The sequence below is a fragment of the Rhodococcus sp. MPR-R1B genome (assembly GCF_058793255.1).
In genome coordinates, this window is the sequence record NZ_JBXAFO010000001.1 from 279,467 (window position 1) to 293,310 (window position 13,844).

Sequence of the window (13,844 nt, forward strand, 5' to 3'; positions counted from 1 at the left end):
GCCATAAACGCAGACAGGTATACCGGTACCAAGCACTGCAGGGTGTTCACACACGCTTCATTAATCGGACATTCAGGACACACCTTCTTCTACCCGGCGCCACCTACCGTAATTGGTCCAGACCAATTACGGATAGGTCTGAACCACCGCGTCGAAGACAAGGAATCCTCGTGAGACGTACGACCATCGCGATAGCAGCCGTGACAGCGGCTCTCGCCGTTCCCGGCATCGCCCCCGCCGAATCCCACGCCGAACCCGGCTGGGGCAGTTCGTCCTTCGAATGGGGCAGCTCTTCGGGCGAGAACAACACGCCGCCCGCAGCGCCCGGCGTCAGCGTCCCCGGCGGACGGTACGAGCACCCCGTCGACCTGACCTTCACCGCCGAGCTCGGCGCCACCGTCCGCTACACCGTGGACGGAACGACACCCACCACCGACAGCCAAGCTGCCACGCCGGGACGTCCGCTGCACATCGCACAGGACACCAACGTCACTGTCGCAGCTTTCCGCGGCGATCACGCGAGCGCGGCCGTCTCGTTCGGCTACCTGATCAAGACCTCGGAAAAGCCGCTGGCTCAGGTCGTCGTGATGTCCGACGTCCACGTCGGCGATCACGCGAACAACGACAAGAAGTACGAAAGCTTCTTCGACACAATCGGTTCCATCTTCCCGAAACCCGACGTCATCCTCTCCAACGGGGACATGATCAACGACAACGGAGACGGCAAGGGGCCCGACCACAAGATCGTCGCAGAAATCTTCCAGGCAAACCTCGCCCGAAAGGGCATGAACGACACACAACTCCTGATCTCCAACGGCAATCACGATGCAAGTCTCGCGGCGATCAGAGCCGGATACCCGGCGGAGTGGTTCCCGGATTCCGGTGGCGGATACTACGAATCCGACGTCAATGGTGTCCATCTCTTCACGGTCAACACCGAAACCTACAACAATGATTCAGCGCAACGCAATTGGCTGAAGTCCCGCCTGACCGAAATCACCGCGGAGTCCGGGAACCTGACCAAGCCGATCCTGGTCCAGGGACACCGGCCGGCAAGCAACACAGCCATGGACGGCCAGCAGGCGTCGAACCCTCGATTGACCGAAGACCTGAGTGCCTTCCCTCAGGCAATCTTCTTCTCCGGGCACTCACATCTGAACAACAACGACGACCGGTCGATCCATCAGCGTGACTTCACGTCGGTCAACGACGGCTCGATGTCGTACATCGAAATCGATCACGGCTACCAGATGGTGACCGAGTCCGGTCTCGCGAACCGTTTCGAATCACCCACTGCCCAAGCGCTCTTCGTCGAGGTCTACCAGGACCGCACGGAAATCAACCGAATCAACATGGCGGCAGACAAGCACGACATCTACGCCGGTGGCGCGTGGTCAGCCAACTGGCAGCCGCCGTACTCGAGCGCGGGCACGCTGAGCGGTTCGGGGTGGACGGTCGAACTCGACGGGTCGACCAACCAGCAGATCAAGGACAACTTCCGCTACACCTCGGGCGCACGGAACACGCACGCGCCGGAGTTCACCTCGAGCACTCCGCTCTCGGTGACGACCGGCGAAAACGGTGCGACCGCACTGAGGATCGCGCAGGCCAAGGACGATCAGATGGTGCACCACTACGCCGTCGAGGTCACGGACACAGCCACCGGAGCGAAGGTGGTCTCGTCGAAGGTGCTCTCGGACTTCTACTTCATGCCGCGGCCGAACAGCCTCGACATTCCGATTCCCGATGCCGCAGCGGGCACCGCATACGAAGCCCGCGTCGAAGCCGTTGACGCATACGGCAACCGGTCACCGGTGACAACCCTGGCCTTCACCCGCTGACCCGACACGACAAAGCGGCACCGCGCATATTCGCGGTGCCGCTTCTCGGCTCAGTTGTACGTGCGAAGCAGGCCCTTGCTGATGATCTGCTTCTGGATGTCGCTGGTGCCTTCACCGATCAGAAGGAACGGCGCCTCACGCATCAACCGCTCGATCTCGTATTCCTTGGAATAGCCGTATCCGCCGTGGATACGGAAGCTGTCCTGGGTGACCTCCGAGCAGAATTCACTCGCCAGATACTTCGCCATACCCGCTGCGACATCGTTGCGCTCACCCGAGTCCTTGAGCCTGGCAGCGTTGACCATCATCAGATGTGCCGCTTCGACTTTGGTGCCCATCTCGGCGATCCGGAACGCGATGGCCTGATGCTCGGCGATCGGCTTGCCGAAAGTCTCGCGTTGCTTGGCGTAGCTGACAGCCAGTTCGAAAGCGCGCTGGGCAATTCCGCAGGCACGCGCGGCGACGTTGACCCGGCCGACCTCGACGCCGTCCATCATGTGCCGAAATCCCGAGCCAGGGGTGCCACCGAGAACCTCCTCGGCTCCGATCTCGAAACCGTCGAAGATCATCTCCGTGGTGTCGATTCCCTTGTACCCCATCTTCTCGAGCTTGCCCGGAATGGTCAGGCCCGGGAGTACCTCGCCGAAACCTGCGGGTTTCTCGATCAATATCGTCGTCAGATTGTTGTGCGGCTTCTCCGCGCCCTCGTCCGTCTTGACCAGGACTGCCACCAAGGTCGAGGAACCCCCGTTGGTCAGCCACATCTTCTGGCCGGTGATCACGTAATCGCCGGAGTCCGTCCGCTTCGCCTTGGTCGATATGGCAGCAACATCGGAACCGAGGGCAGGCTCCGACATGGAAAATGCACCGGTGAGTTCCCCGGAAGCCAAACGCGGCAGGTACTTCGCCTTCTGTTCCGGCGTCCCGTGCGCCGAAATCATGTGAGCCACGATGAAATGCGTGTTGATGACACCGGACACGCTCATCCATCCACGGGCCAATTCTTCGACGCACAGCGCGTAGGTGAGCAATGATTCGCCGATACCCCCGTACTCGGGGTCGATGGTCAGTCCGAACAGACCCATGTCCTTCATCTGCTTGACGATGTCGGTCGGGTACGTATCCGAGTGTTCGAGTTCCTGCGCCGCGGGGATGACCACACGATCGACGAACTCGCGTACCGCCCCGACGATATCGGTCTGAGTTTCGGTCAATCCCGCCGTCTGCGCCAAACGAGTCACTGTTCCACCTGTCAGTCGGTACTTCGTGCCCTCCCGGTCGACGAAATTGATTCGACTCCAGGAACTTTCATCCCACCGCGACGTGTGTGCGGCAGAGACGCTGCATCCATTCAATCCCCGAACGGTATAGGTGTCAAAGTCGATTTCGCATACGAACCGTATGGCGGAAACTATGTCCGAACAGGTCGTTCCTGCTGTTGACAACCGCGCCACGCGTGCTGGATATTCGAGTGGCCAGGTCGCGGTGGGCCCTTCGATCGGCCCGTTCACGCGACGCATTCCCCACCTCTCCTCGAGACAGGCGCATTCCATGCACGACGCAGTCATCTGTGAACCCGTTCGCACCCCGGTGGGCGGATTCGGCGGAGTCTTCAAGGACGTTCCCGTCACCACACTCGCCGGCACTGTTGTGCGTGGCCTCGTCGAACGAACCGGCATTGCGTCCACCGATGTCGACGACGTCATCTTCGGTCAGGGGTACGCCAACGGAGAGGCCGCGGCCATCGGGCGAATCGCGGCACTCGACGCCGGTCTCGACGTGTCCGTTCCCGGAATACAACTCGATCGCCGTTGCGGTTCGGGATTGCAGGCGATCATCTACGCCGCGATGCAGGTACAGACCGGGATGAGTGATCTGGTCATCGCCGGCGGCGCCGAGAGCATGAGCGGAACCGAGTTCTACTCCACCGACATGCGTTGGGGCACAAAGCGCCCTTCCGTCGAGTTCCACGACCGATTGGCCAAACCGCGCACGAACTCCGGCGGAGTCAACTTTCCGGTGGAAGGCGGCATGATCGAGACCGCCGAGAACTTGCGCCGGGAGTACTCGATCACCCGCGACGAGCAGGACCGATACGCGGTGCGATCGCACGAACGGGCCGTTCACGCCCAAGACAGTGGGTACTTCGACGACGAGACGATTCCCGTTTCGGTGCCCGGACGCCGTGGTGAGCAGACAGTCGTCACCCAAGACGAGCATCCGCGCCGAGGGATACAACTGTCCGATCTTGCTGCACTGCGCCCCATTCGAGGTCGCGTCGACCCTGAAGCAACAGTCACCGCCGGAAACGCCTGCGGCCAGAACGACGCCGGAGCCGCGGCCATCGTCACCACTGCGGCCAACGCCGAACGGCTGGGCCTGCGGCCGTTCGCGAAACTGGTCAGCTGGGGTGTGGCCGGTGTGGAGCCGAACCGGATGGGCATCGGACCGGTGCCTGCCGTGGCGAAGGCTCTCTCCCGTGTCGATCTGTCGCTGGACGACATCGACCTCATCGAAGTCAACGAGGCCTTCGCCGCCCAGGTTCTCGCGTGCGCCAAGGCTTGGGGATTGAGCGCGCAGGACATCGAAGAACGCTTCAACGTCAACGGTTCCGGGATCTCGCTCGGACATCCTGTCGGCGCTACCGGTGGGCGGATCCTCGCCAATCTGCTGCGCGAACTCGACCGGCGCCAGGCACGGTACGGGATCGAGACCATGTGTATCGGTGGCGGACAAGGGATTGCCGCGGTGTTCGAGAACCTGCGACGCTAGAAGCGTTAACCGATCGATCCGTCGCGGCGAAGTTCCGCGATCCGGTCGCCCGTAAGTCCCAACTCGGCCAGCAGAGAATCCGTCTGCTGGCCGAGTGCCGGAACGTCACCCATGCGCATTTCGACATCCGAATACGTCATCGGAGGCAGCACGGCATCGATCGGACCGTTCTCGGTGCCCACGGACCGCCATCTGGCACGCTTCTCCAGCTGCGGATGTTCCAGCAGACCGGCCATGTCGTTGAGTGCCGCGGCCGGAACACCAGCGGCGGCCAGACGCTGATCCAGATCTGTCGTCGAGTACAGACGCGTCAGAGAGCCCACCAATTCGTCTACCTCGCCACGGTTTTCGACGCGCACGATGTTGGTGCGGTAACGCGGATGATCGACCAGATCCTCTCGCTCGAACACGTCCACCATCAGCGCTCGCCATCCACGATCGTTCTGGACGCCGATCAGGATTTCGCCGTCGGCCGTGGGATACGAATCGTAGGGAACGATCGCGGCATGGCCGAGTCCGACACGTGGAATCTGCTTGTCCGCATACATTTTCATGTACATCGGATGGCCCAGCCACTCGACGGTGGAATCGAACATCGAGACCTCGACGAGCGCTCCCTTGCCCGTTCGCTCTCTACGGAACAGGGCGCTCAGAATCGAAGTCAGCGCGTACATTCCTGCCGCGATGTCGGAGACCGGGATGCCGGTCTTGGTGGCCGTCTCCGGTGTGCCTGTCACGGAGATCATTCCGGTCTCGGCTTGGACCAACATGTCGTAGGCCTTGCGCTCGCGCCGCGGGCCGGCACTGCCGTAGCCGGACATGTCGATCACGATGAGCCGTGGGTATTTATCGCGCAGTTCCTCCGCGCCGAACCCCAGTCTCGCGGCTGCGTCGGGAGCCAGGTTCTGCAGGAACACATCGGCTCGCGCGACCAGATCGAGAAGGATCTGCCGGCCGGCTTCCGACTTCACATCGACGGCGATCGATTCCTTGGAACGGTTGAGCCACACGAAGTGTGATGCCTGACCGTGAACCGCCTGGTCGTAGTGACGCGCGAAGTCACCCTCGCCGACGCGTTCTATCTTGATCACCCGCGCACCCATGTCCGCGAGATGTCTGGTGGCGAGCGGTGCCGCCACCGCCTGTTCGAGTGCAACTACGGTGATTCCGTCGAGCGGAAGATCCGAGTTCGGCTGTCCCATGTCAGTAGTCACCCCAGAAGTTTTACACCCAGAATTCTCACACTCTGAATTCTTGCACTCGAACAGGACGGATCAGATGTGGCGGCCGCCGGTGATCTCGAGAACCGTGCCGGTCATGTAGCTCGAGAGGTCGCTCGCGAGGAACAGCACAACCGAAGCAACTTCCGAAGGCTCGGCTGCGCGCCCCATCGGAATCTCGGCAAGCTTCTCGTTCCAGATCCGTTCGGGCATCGCCTCGGTCATCGCCGTGCGGACCAGTCCGGGCTGAACGGCGTTGACGCGAACGTTCTTGAACGCGACCTCTTTTGCCGCGGCCTTCGTCAGACCGACGATCCCGGCCTTCGCGGCCGAGTAGTTGGTCTGCCCGAGCATGCCCACCTTGCCGGAGATGGACGAGATGTTCACGATCGCGCCCGTCTCACGCTCGCGCATGCGGGCGGCGGCAGCGCGTGTTCCGTTCCAGGCGCCCTTGAGGTGAACGGCGATCACGTCGTCGAAGTCCTGCTCGGTCATCTTCCGCATCGTGGCGTCGCGCGTCATGCCGGCGTTGTTGACCATGACATCGACTGGACCGAAAGCGCTTTCGGCCAGATCGAGCATGGCCTCGACCTGTCCGGAGTCACGCACGTCGCAGGAAGCGAAACGGGCGACCGACTCTCCACCGAGTTCGGCGACCGCAGCCGTTCCCACGGTTTCGTTGATGTCGCCGAGAACGACGGTCGCGCCTTCCTTGATGAAGGTGCGCGCAATTTCGAGCCCGATGCCCTGGGCTCCGCCGGTCACTACCGCAACCTTGCCGTCCAACAATCCCATGTCCACTCCGTTCGTGAGGTTAAAGCTCGTCTGGAAAATGTGTCAGCGCTGGTTTTGCTTTTTCGCTTGCGCCACGAGCCCACCACCGAGAATCAGACGCTGGATCTCGCTGGTTCCCTCGTACAGGCGCAACAGGCGAACTTCACGGTAGATGCGTTCGACCGGAACACCGCGCATGTACCCGTTGCCCCCGTGGATCTGCACGGCGAGATCTGCGACCTTGCCCACCATCTCGGTGCAGAAAAGCTTTGCCGCCGAAGGCCCGAGACGGCGATCCTCACCGCTGACGTACCGCGCGGCCACCTCGCGCACCATCGCGCGCCCTGCCATCACACCGGCTTGCTGGTCTGCCAGCATCGCTTGAACCAGCTGGAAGTCGCCGATCGCGGTGCCGCCCTGTTCCGTGACCACGGAGAACGCGACAGATTCGTCGAGCGCTCGCTGTGCTGCTCCCACCGAGAGCGCCGCGATATGGACTCGTCCGCGCGCGAGAGACGTCATCGCTGCGCGGTATCCGGTGTCCTGGTCGCCACCGACGAGGGCCGACTCGGGAACTCGGACGTTGTCGAAGGTGACCTCGGAGGTCCAAGCACCTTCCTGACCCATCTTCTTGTCCTTGGGACCGACCGTGACACCTGGCGTGTCAGCCGGAACCAGGAACACTGCAATTCCCGGACCATCGGAATCCGCCGGGCGAGTGCGCGCGAACACCACGAACAGCTGCGCCAGTGGAGCATTGGTGATGAACCGCTTGTTGCCGTCGATCACCCAGTCGGATCCGTCCAGCACTGCCTTGGTCCGAAGGCCGGCCGGGTTGGAGCCCGCGCCCGGTTCGGTGAGAGCAAAGGAAGCCACGACATCACCGGAGGCGATGCGCTCGAGCCACTGAGCCTTCTGCTCGTCGGTACCGAAGCCGACCAGCACCTGTCCGGCAATTCCGTTGTTGGTACCGAACATCGAACGCAGCGCCAGAGACGTGTAGCCGAATTCCATTGCCAGTTCGACGTCTTGGGCGAGATCGAGTCCGAGCCCACCCCATTCCTGAGGGATCGCGTAACCGAAGAGCCCGATAGCTGCGGCCTTCTTGCGTATGTCCTCAGGAATGGCGTCGGTGTCGGCTATCTCCTGCTCACGCGGAACTACTTCCTTACGGATGAACTCCCGCGCAGTCGCCAAGATATCTGCGAAGTCATCTGCGTCGACCTGCATTCCCACCACTCACCTTGCTGTTTCCGAAGTCCATGCCGTCCCCCGAAGTCAATACCGTGAGGCAATCGGAGTCAAAGACCTGAAAACGAACCGAAGGTAAGGCAGAACCTATAGCAAGCTTCAGACGGTGCGCAGTTCCCGCTTCAGTAGCTTGCCGCTCTGGTTGCGCGGAAGCTCGGCCACGAAACGGACATGCTTGGGCACCTTGAACGGAGCGATTCGCTCCTTGACGTGGGCAATCAACGCCTCGGGCGTCAACGCGTCGTTGCCGTCCTTGAGCACGACGATCGCGGTGACGGCCTCGATCCACTTCTCGTCGGGCGTACCGATCACGGCAACTTCTGCCACGGCGGGGTGCGTGTAGACCGCATCTTCGACCTCGCGTGACGCCACCAGGATGCCGCCGGTGTTGATGACGTCCTTGATCCGGTCGACGACCGTGATGAACCCTTCTTCGTCCCGCACGACCAGATCGCCCGAATGGAACCAGCCGTCACGGAAGGCCTCGGCGGTGGCTTCCGGATTCTCCCAGTAGCCGTTGCACAGCTGCGGTGAGCGGTAGAGAACCTCGCCGGACTCACCGTCGGCAACATCGTTTCCGTCGGCGTCGACGACGCGGGTTTCGACGAAGTACACCGCGCGACCACAGGAAGACGGGCGATCAGCATGCTCGCTGGGCTGGAGAACTGTTGCCAGTGGGCCGATTTCGGACTGGCCGAAGCAGTTGTAGAAACCGATGTCCGGGTAGCGCTCGCGCAGACGATTGAGCACGGTGACCGGCATGATCGAGGCGCCGTACTGCGCCTTCTTCAGCGACGACAGATCGCGGGTCTCGAGGTCCGGATGGTTGGCCAGCGGTACCCACACGGTCGGCGCCAGGAACAGCGATCCGATCTTTTCGGCTTCGACACGGCGCAGGATTTCCGGGATGTCCGGCGCCTGCATCAGACTGACCGTCGCGCCGACGGACAGGTACGGCAGCATGAAGACGTGCATGCCCGCGGAGTGGTACATCGGCATGCAGATCAGCGGGTTGTCGTTCTTGTCGAGGCCGAGCGCGATCACCGAGGACACGTACTCGTGAACCAGTGCACCGTGAGACATCATGGCGCCCTTGGGCTTCGAGGTGGTGCCCGAGGTGTACAGGAGTTGCGCCAGATCGGTCGACGTCGCACGCGGTTCGAAGACCGGCACCTCGCCTGCCTCACCGATCGTGACGACGGACAGTTCCGCGTCCCGCAGTGCGATCACGTGATCGAGATCGAGGTCGGAGCGTACCGAGTCGAGCGTCGGCGCCAATGCCGGATCCACCAACACCGCGCGGGCGCCTGACTGCGCCACGAGGTACCGGAGTTCCTCCCCCTTCAGTGCGTAATTGACCGGAACATGCACCAAACCTGCTCGTGCACAGGCAAGAAATCCGATTGCATAGGCGTCGGAGTTGGTTCCGTATGCCGCGACGCGGTCGCCGTGTTCGAGCCCCAGACCGAGCAAGTAGGCGGCGACCCGCGTCACCGCGTCGTCGAGTTCGCGGTAGGTGCGAGTGCGATCTTCGAATACGACGGCTACACGGTCGGGGTACTTGGCTGCCGAGCGCCGAAGCACTCCGTCGACAGTGTTGGTGCGTGGATCCAGGCTCATGCGCCTCAGGTTATAGGACGTCCAACTAAACCGGAAGAGCGATCGTTACTTATTGCGCCATTCGGGCTTTCGCTTGTCCACAAAGGCCTGCATACCTTCCTGAGCATCGCAGGTCACGGCGTTGGTTGCCATAGTTTCCGCCATCGCCTCGTACGCCTGCGCTTGCGGCAGATCGATCTGGCGATAGAACGCCTGCTTACCGATCTTCACCGTCAAGGGGCTGGCCGTCGTGATCTTGGCGGCCAGTTCGCGCACCTCTCGGTCCAGGTCTTCGGGCGCGACGACGAAGTTCACCAGACCCCAGTCCGCAGCGGTGTCGGCGTCGATCGTCTGCCCGGTGAGCAACATCTGCATCGAGCGCTTGCGCCCTACTGCCCTGCTCAGCGCCACCATGGGCGTCGAGCAGAACAGTCCGATCTTGACGCCCGGCGTGCCGAAGACAGCATTCGACGCAGCAACAACCAGATCACACGACGCGGCCAGTTGGCAGCCCGCCGCGATAGCCGGGCCCTGTACTGCGGCAATCACCGGCTGCGGAATCCGCTGTACGGTCTCCATCATCTCGGTACAGCCGTCGAAGATCGCCCGCTCGTCCTCGAGGGTTCTCCCGATCATCTCCGTCAGATCGTGTCCGGCGGAGAACACCGGGCCTTCGGCGCGCACCATCACGACCCGCACGCGCTCGTCTACAGACAATTCGACAAGGGCAGCCGTCACCTCACGCATGGTCTCCGCCGAGAGCGGATTGCGCCGCGCCGGCCGATCGAGCGTCAGGAAACCGAGTCCCACCGATTCCTCGACGGAAATCTTCACTGCAGTGTCTTCTACCTGTGTCTGCGACATGTGTTCTCTCTACCAATCGAATCCGTCCCGGTCAACGAGACGAAAAGGGCATCCACTCGCACCGCGTCGATACGGTCCGGTCAATACTTCGCCACTACGAGGAGTGCCCATGAGCACCGATGCCGCCGTCACCACTGATCTCGAAGAGATTCTGCGCGCTCAGCAGGAAGCAACTCGAGCCGCTGGTCTTCCGTCCGCGCAGACACGACGCGAGCGCATTCAACGCGTCGTCGATCTCCTGGTGGCAAACCACAAGGATCTGACCGAGGCGATCAACGAAGACTTCGGCGGCCGAATCCCGGCCTACTCGGTGATGAATGACGTTCTCGGGTCGATGGTTTCACTCAAGCACGTTCGTGATTCGCTCGAAGAGTGGATGATTCGCTCACCGAGAGCTACCGGAGCGATGCAGGACCAGTTGGGTGCCACGGCGTACGTGTCGTACCAGCCGAAGGGTTCGATCGGCATCATCGGAACCTGGAATGCTCCCCTGTTCACTCTCCTGAGCCCGCTCGCCTGCGCCCTCGGAGCAGGAAATCGCGCCGTTCTCAAACCGTCGGAGATCGTGCCCAATACTGCGGCCGTCCTGGCCGAGGCGGCGCGTCGAACTCTCGACCCCGTGGAGGTCGCGGTGGTGACCGGCGGCCCGGAAGTCGCTGATCTGCTGACGTCGCTGCCTTTCGACCACCTCGTCTTCACCGGCAGCACGACCGTCGGAAAGCTGGTCATGGCCAATGCTGCGAAGAACCTGGTGCCGGTCACCCTCGAACTCGGCGGCAAGTCACCGAGCGTCTTGAGCCGCAGTGCCGATATCAGCTCTGCTGCTTCGCGTTTGGCTATCGCGAAGTCCACCAACGCCGGTCAACTCTGTGTCTCTCCCGATCTGATCTACGTTCCGCGCGAGAACACGGAAGCATTCATCGACGCGTTCACCGACCAGTTCACGGGACTGTTTCCCACGATCGCCGACAACAAAGACATGGTCTCGATAGTCAGCGATCGTCACCTCGCACGCATCGAGGGGTACATCGCGGACGCCGAAGAACGTGGGGCACGAATCATCACCGTTCCCGACGAAGAACTCTCCGCAGACACTCGTCGTCGCCCACTGCGAATCGTGGTCGACCCTCCGACCGACGCGCAGATCATGAAGGAGGAGATCTTCGGGCCGGCCGTCGTCGTCTTGCCGTACGACCAACTCGACAACGTCGTCGCCGACATCAATTCACGACCGAAACCGTTGGCGCTGTACTACTTCGGAACCGATCTGGACGAGAAGGAATCCGTACTCGAACGCACCGTCTCGGGCGGCGTCACCATCAACGACGCGATGTCTCACCCCGGGCTGAGCGACGCACCCTTCGGCGGCGTCGGGGCTTCGGGCATCGGGCACTACCACGGCCGTGAGGGTTTCCTGGAGTTCAGTCACGCGCGAACGGTATTCGAAGCAGCGCAGCATGACCCACGCGGTGAATGGGGAATGCTCCCGCCGTACGGTGAGGGTTTCGAGCAGATGATGTTGGCTCAGGTAACGCCCTAGGGCCTCCGGCCCCGTGCGCCTTTTTGGTAGTTCGCGCTACCGGAAAGGCGCACCGGCAAGGCCGCGACTGAGGAACTCCACCAGCTGACCCGGCTCGGTGTCCTCGGACTCGATCAGTTGGATCAACTCCTTCTTGTCTTCTACCGCAAGCGGTTCGATGCCACCGAACGTGCGCATCGTGGACCCGGCCGGAAGAACACGAGCACACACGAGTGTGCCTGGCTCGAGGTTCAGCGAGCCCCACTCGTCCGTGACCTTCACCAGATGCCCGTTGCGGACGTCGCTGAGGGTCACCAACTGTCCCGGCTCCGTCGAGGCGACCTTGTACACCGAGCGCGGAATCGACAACCACTGATCGGCCAGTTCGCGTTCGTCGGCAGGCAGCAGTTCTCCGCGGCGCTCGACAAAAGCCGCGAAGATACCCGCATCGAACAAGGCAGCGTCGACGGCCAAACCACCTTCGACGGCCAGCGTCAGTGCTTCTTCGCTGTTGAACTGCTCGGCACGGATGAGCGCAAGATCGAACACGGCGTCGAAGTACTCCGGCGTGCGCGAGAACAACTGAGCCTTGACGTAGAGCCAGCTGGCCCGGTCGTCGAACGTCACCTCGGACTTACCGAGATGGCAAACCTTGAACTTTCGCCCGGAACCGCACCAGCACTTGTCATTTCGTCCGAGTTCGGGATGCTCGGCCGGGGCGTAGCGCTGGAGAACCTCGTGCAGAACCTCGGACTCGCCACCCTCGATTCGGCCCAGCAAAGCCAGCGCGCGCGTCACATCGCTTCGATCGGCGGCCAGTAGCGCCAGATCGAAGATCGCGGGAGTCCAGTCGGGATCTAGATCGTGCGCAGTTTCGTACGACGCCTCAGCGGCCAGGATCTTGCCGAGACGATCCGAAGCCTTGCCCGCCAGCCAGTGCGCTGCCGGCTTGACACGACGCGACCCTTTTTCGGCGAGAGCAGTTGCAACAGAATGCAATACGGATTCATGATCGTCGAGTTCGGACAACAGCTCCAACGCTGCCGCAGCCGCGGGCGGCTCGGCGAGGCCTGCGAAGGCCTGCGGATCCTCCTTGATCTGCTTGCGCGTCCAGTCCGAGACATCCTCGACGCCTTCGGCTTTCGCGGCCATGACCACATCGACGAAGGCGATCACCGACGCGGCTTCTTCGGGGTGCAGATTCTCGCGGACCTCGAGCATGCGGGCCCGGTTCGCCAGGTGGTATGCCTCGAAATCGAATCCGTCGACCGCAACGTAGTCACCGTCGCGGACGTAACCTGACGCCTCGAGCATCTCGCCCAGCGGGGCGGTCGGCTGACGGAACAGCGACGGCTCGTCGAGCATCAACTGCCAGACAATGGCATCGAGGGTGTCAGCACCGATGTCGGCAAGGACCGTCGCCAGGTGCTCGCCGAATCCGGGTGCGGGATCCAGTACCTCGGGGATGGTGCAGAGCGTCAGCTCACGGTCAGCGACGAACAATCCGATCAAGTCACCTGCCGAGCACTCGGCAAGGGTGTCGGTGTCGAGCAGAAAGCCTTCGTCGTGTGGGAACTCCGGATCTTCGATCCCACGATCAGCCAAAAGATCGTCGTCGGTCCCGCGGTGCACGACGCTGATGCCATGAATCTCGTCGTCGTCACGATCGAGGAACACCCGCAGCATCATCAGATCGGGGTTCGCGTCGAGAACGCCGGACCTGATTTCCGCTTCGGTGAGCCGATGGGTCAACACTCGATGCTCGAACAACGTGTCGAGGGCGGCGTACCGTTCCTCACTCAAGTATCCGAGCAACGGGTCCTCGACGTACTCGACAAATTCGGTCATGTCCTCGGCTGTGCCGTGGCCGGCGTCAGCCAACAGAGTGCCCCAGTCCGCCGCTGTCTGCGGGCCGTGCTCACGCAACAACTCCATCGCGGCTTCGGCGATCAAGTCATTGGCATCCATCGGTTCGTTCACCTATCCAACTTTAACGGGGTCGAC

At 62.2% G+C, this 13,844-nt stretch carries 10 protein-coding genes; 3 read left to right on the forward strand and 7 right to left on the reverse strand.

From position 1 onward, the window contains the following. Positions 1-170: 170 nt before the first annotated feature. Positions 171-1,841 (forward strand): metallophosphoesterase, encoded by a 1,671-nt coding sequence (locus AC1Q61_RS01355; RefSeq protein WP_042923974.1) that lies wholly within the window; start codon positions 171-173, stop codon positions 1,839-1,841. 50 nt (positions 1,842-1,891) lie between these two features. Here AC1Q61_RS01355 and AC1Q61_RS01360 read toward each other — a convergent pair whose 3' ends face one another. Next, the gene (locus AC1Q61_RS01360) at positions 1,892-3,082 is read right to left on the reverse strand and encodes an acyl-CoA dehydrogenase family protein (RefSeq protein WP_042924035.1); all 1,191 of its coding nucleotides are present in this window, start codon (positions 3,080-3,082) and stop codon (positions 1,892-1,894) included. 310 nt (positions 3,083-3,392) lie between these two features. Between AC1Q61_RS01360 and AC1Q61_RS01365 the strand changes: the two genes are divergently transcribed. Next, positions 3,393-4,613: an acetyl-CoA C-acetyltransferase gene (locus tag AC1Q61_RS01365; protein WP_007729531.1), complete on the forward strand. Its 1,221-nt coding sequence runs from the start codon at positions 3,393-3,395 to the stop codon at positions 4,611-4,613. A 5-nt stretch (positions 4,614-4,618) separates the two neighbouring features. Here the strand turns inward: AC1Q61_RS01365 and AC1Q61_RS01370 are convergent, their stop codons facing one another. The 5 genes from AC1Q61_RS01370 to AC1Q61_RS01390 all read right to left on the reverse strand — a co-directional run bounded on the left by AC1Q61_RS01370 (position 4,619) and on the right by AC1Q61_RS01390 (position 10,321). Continuing rightward, positions 4,619-5,815 (reverse strand): CaiB/BaiF CoA transferase family protein, encoded by a 1,197-nt coding sequence (locus AC1Q61_RS01370; RefSeq protein WP_007729534.1) that lies wholly within the window; start codon positions 5,813-5,815, stop codon positions 4,619-4,621. A 72-nt stretch (positions 5,816-5,887) separates the two neighbouring features. Next, positions 5,888-6,628, reverse strand: coding sequence for a 3-oxoacyl-ACP reductase FabG (fabG, locus tag AC1Q61_RS01375; protein ID WP_003940214.1), 741 nt, complete (start codon positions 6,626-6,628; stop codon positions 5,888-5,890). A 42-nt stretch (positions 6,629-6,670) separates the two neighbouring features. After that, entirely contained in the window at positions 6,671-7,837 is a 1,167-nt protein-coding gene (locus AC1Q61_RS01380; RefSeq protein WP_042923971.1) for an acyl-CoA dehydrogenase family protein, read from the reverse strand. Positions 7,838-7,957: 120 nt separating this feature from the next. Beyond that, positions 7,958-9,478: an acyl-CoA synthetase gene (locus AC1Q61_RS01385; protein ID WP_215516097.1), complete on the reverse strand. Its 1,521-nt coding sequence runs from the start codon at positions 9,476-9,478 to the stop codon at positions 7,958-7,960. A 45-nt stretch (positions 9,479-9,523) separates the two neighbouring features. Further along, positions 9,524-10,321, reverse strand: coding sequence for an enoyl-CoA hydratase (locus tag AC1Q61_RS01390; protein ID WP_042923965.1), 798 nt, complete (start codon positions 10,319-10,321; stop codon positions 9,524-9,526). 109 nt (positions 10,322-10,430) lie between these two features. On the opposite strand from AC1Q61_RS01390, the gene AC1Q61_RS01395 reads away from it, so the two are divergent. Then, positions 10,431-11,861 carry a coniferyl aldehyde dehydrogenase gene (locus AC1Q61_RS01395; protein ID WP_007729546.1) on the forward strand — a complete coding sequence of 477 codons (1,431 nt, stop codon included), beginning with the start codon at positions 10,431-10,433 and terminating at the stop codon, positions 11,859-11,861. Positions 11,862-11,897: 36 nt separating this feature from the next. Here AC1Q61_RS01395 and AC1Q61_RS01400 read toward each other — a convergent pair whose 3' ends face one another. Then, positions 11,898-13,820, reverse strand: a complete 1,923-nt coding sequence (locus tag AC1Q61_RS01400) for an SEC-C domain-containing protein (protein WP_308251985.1) — start codon at positions 13,818-13,820, stop codon at positions 11,898-11,900. Positions 13,821-13,844 lie beyond the last annotated feature (24 nt).

Bases quoted from the DNA above. Each gene is read 5' to 3' on its own strand.
- AC1Q61_RS01365 (WP_007729531.1), top strand. From the start codon at position 3,393: ATGCACGACGCAGTCATCTGTGAACCCGTTCGCACCCCGGTGGGCGGA.
- AC1Q61_RS01370 (WP_007729534.1), bottom strand. From the start codon at position 5,815: ATGGGACAGCCGAACTCGGATCTTCCGCTCGACGGAATCACCGTAGTT.
- fabG (WP_003940214.1), bottom strand. From the start codon at position 6,628: ATGGGATTGTTGGACGGCAAGGTTGCGGTAGTGACCGGCGGAGCCCAG.
- AC1Q61_RS01380 (WP_042923971.1), bottom strand. From the start codon at position 7,837: ATGCAGGTCGACGCAGATGACTTCGCAGATATCTTGGCGACTGCGCGG.
- AC1Q61_RS01385 (WP_215516097.1), bottom strand. From the start codon at position 9,478: ATGAGCCTGGATCCACGCACCAACACTGTCGACGGAGTGCTTCGGCGC.
- AC1Q61_RS01390 (WP_042923965.1), bottom strand. From the start codon at position 10,321: ATGTCGCAGACACAGGTAGAAGACACTGCAGTGAAGATTTCCGTCGAG.
- AC1Q61_RS01395 (WP_007729546.1), top strand. From the start codon at position 10,431: ATGAGCACCGATGCCGCCGTCACCACTGATCTCGAAGAGATTCTGCGC.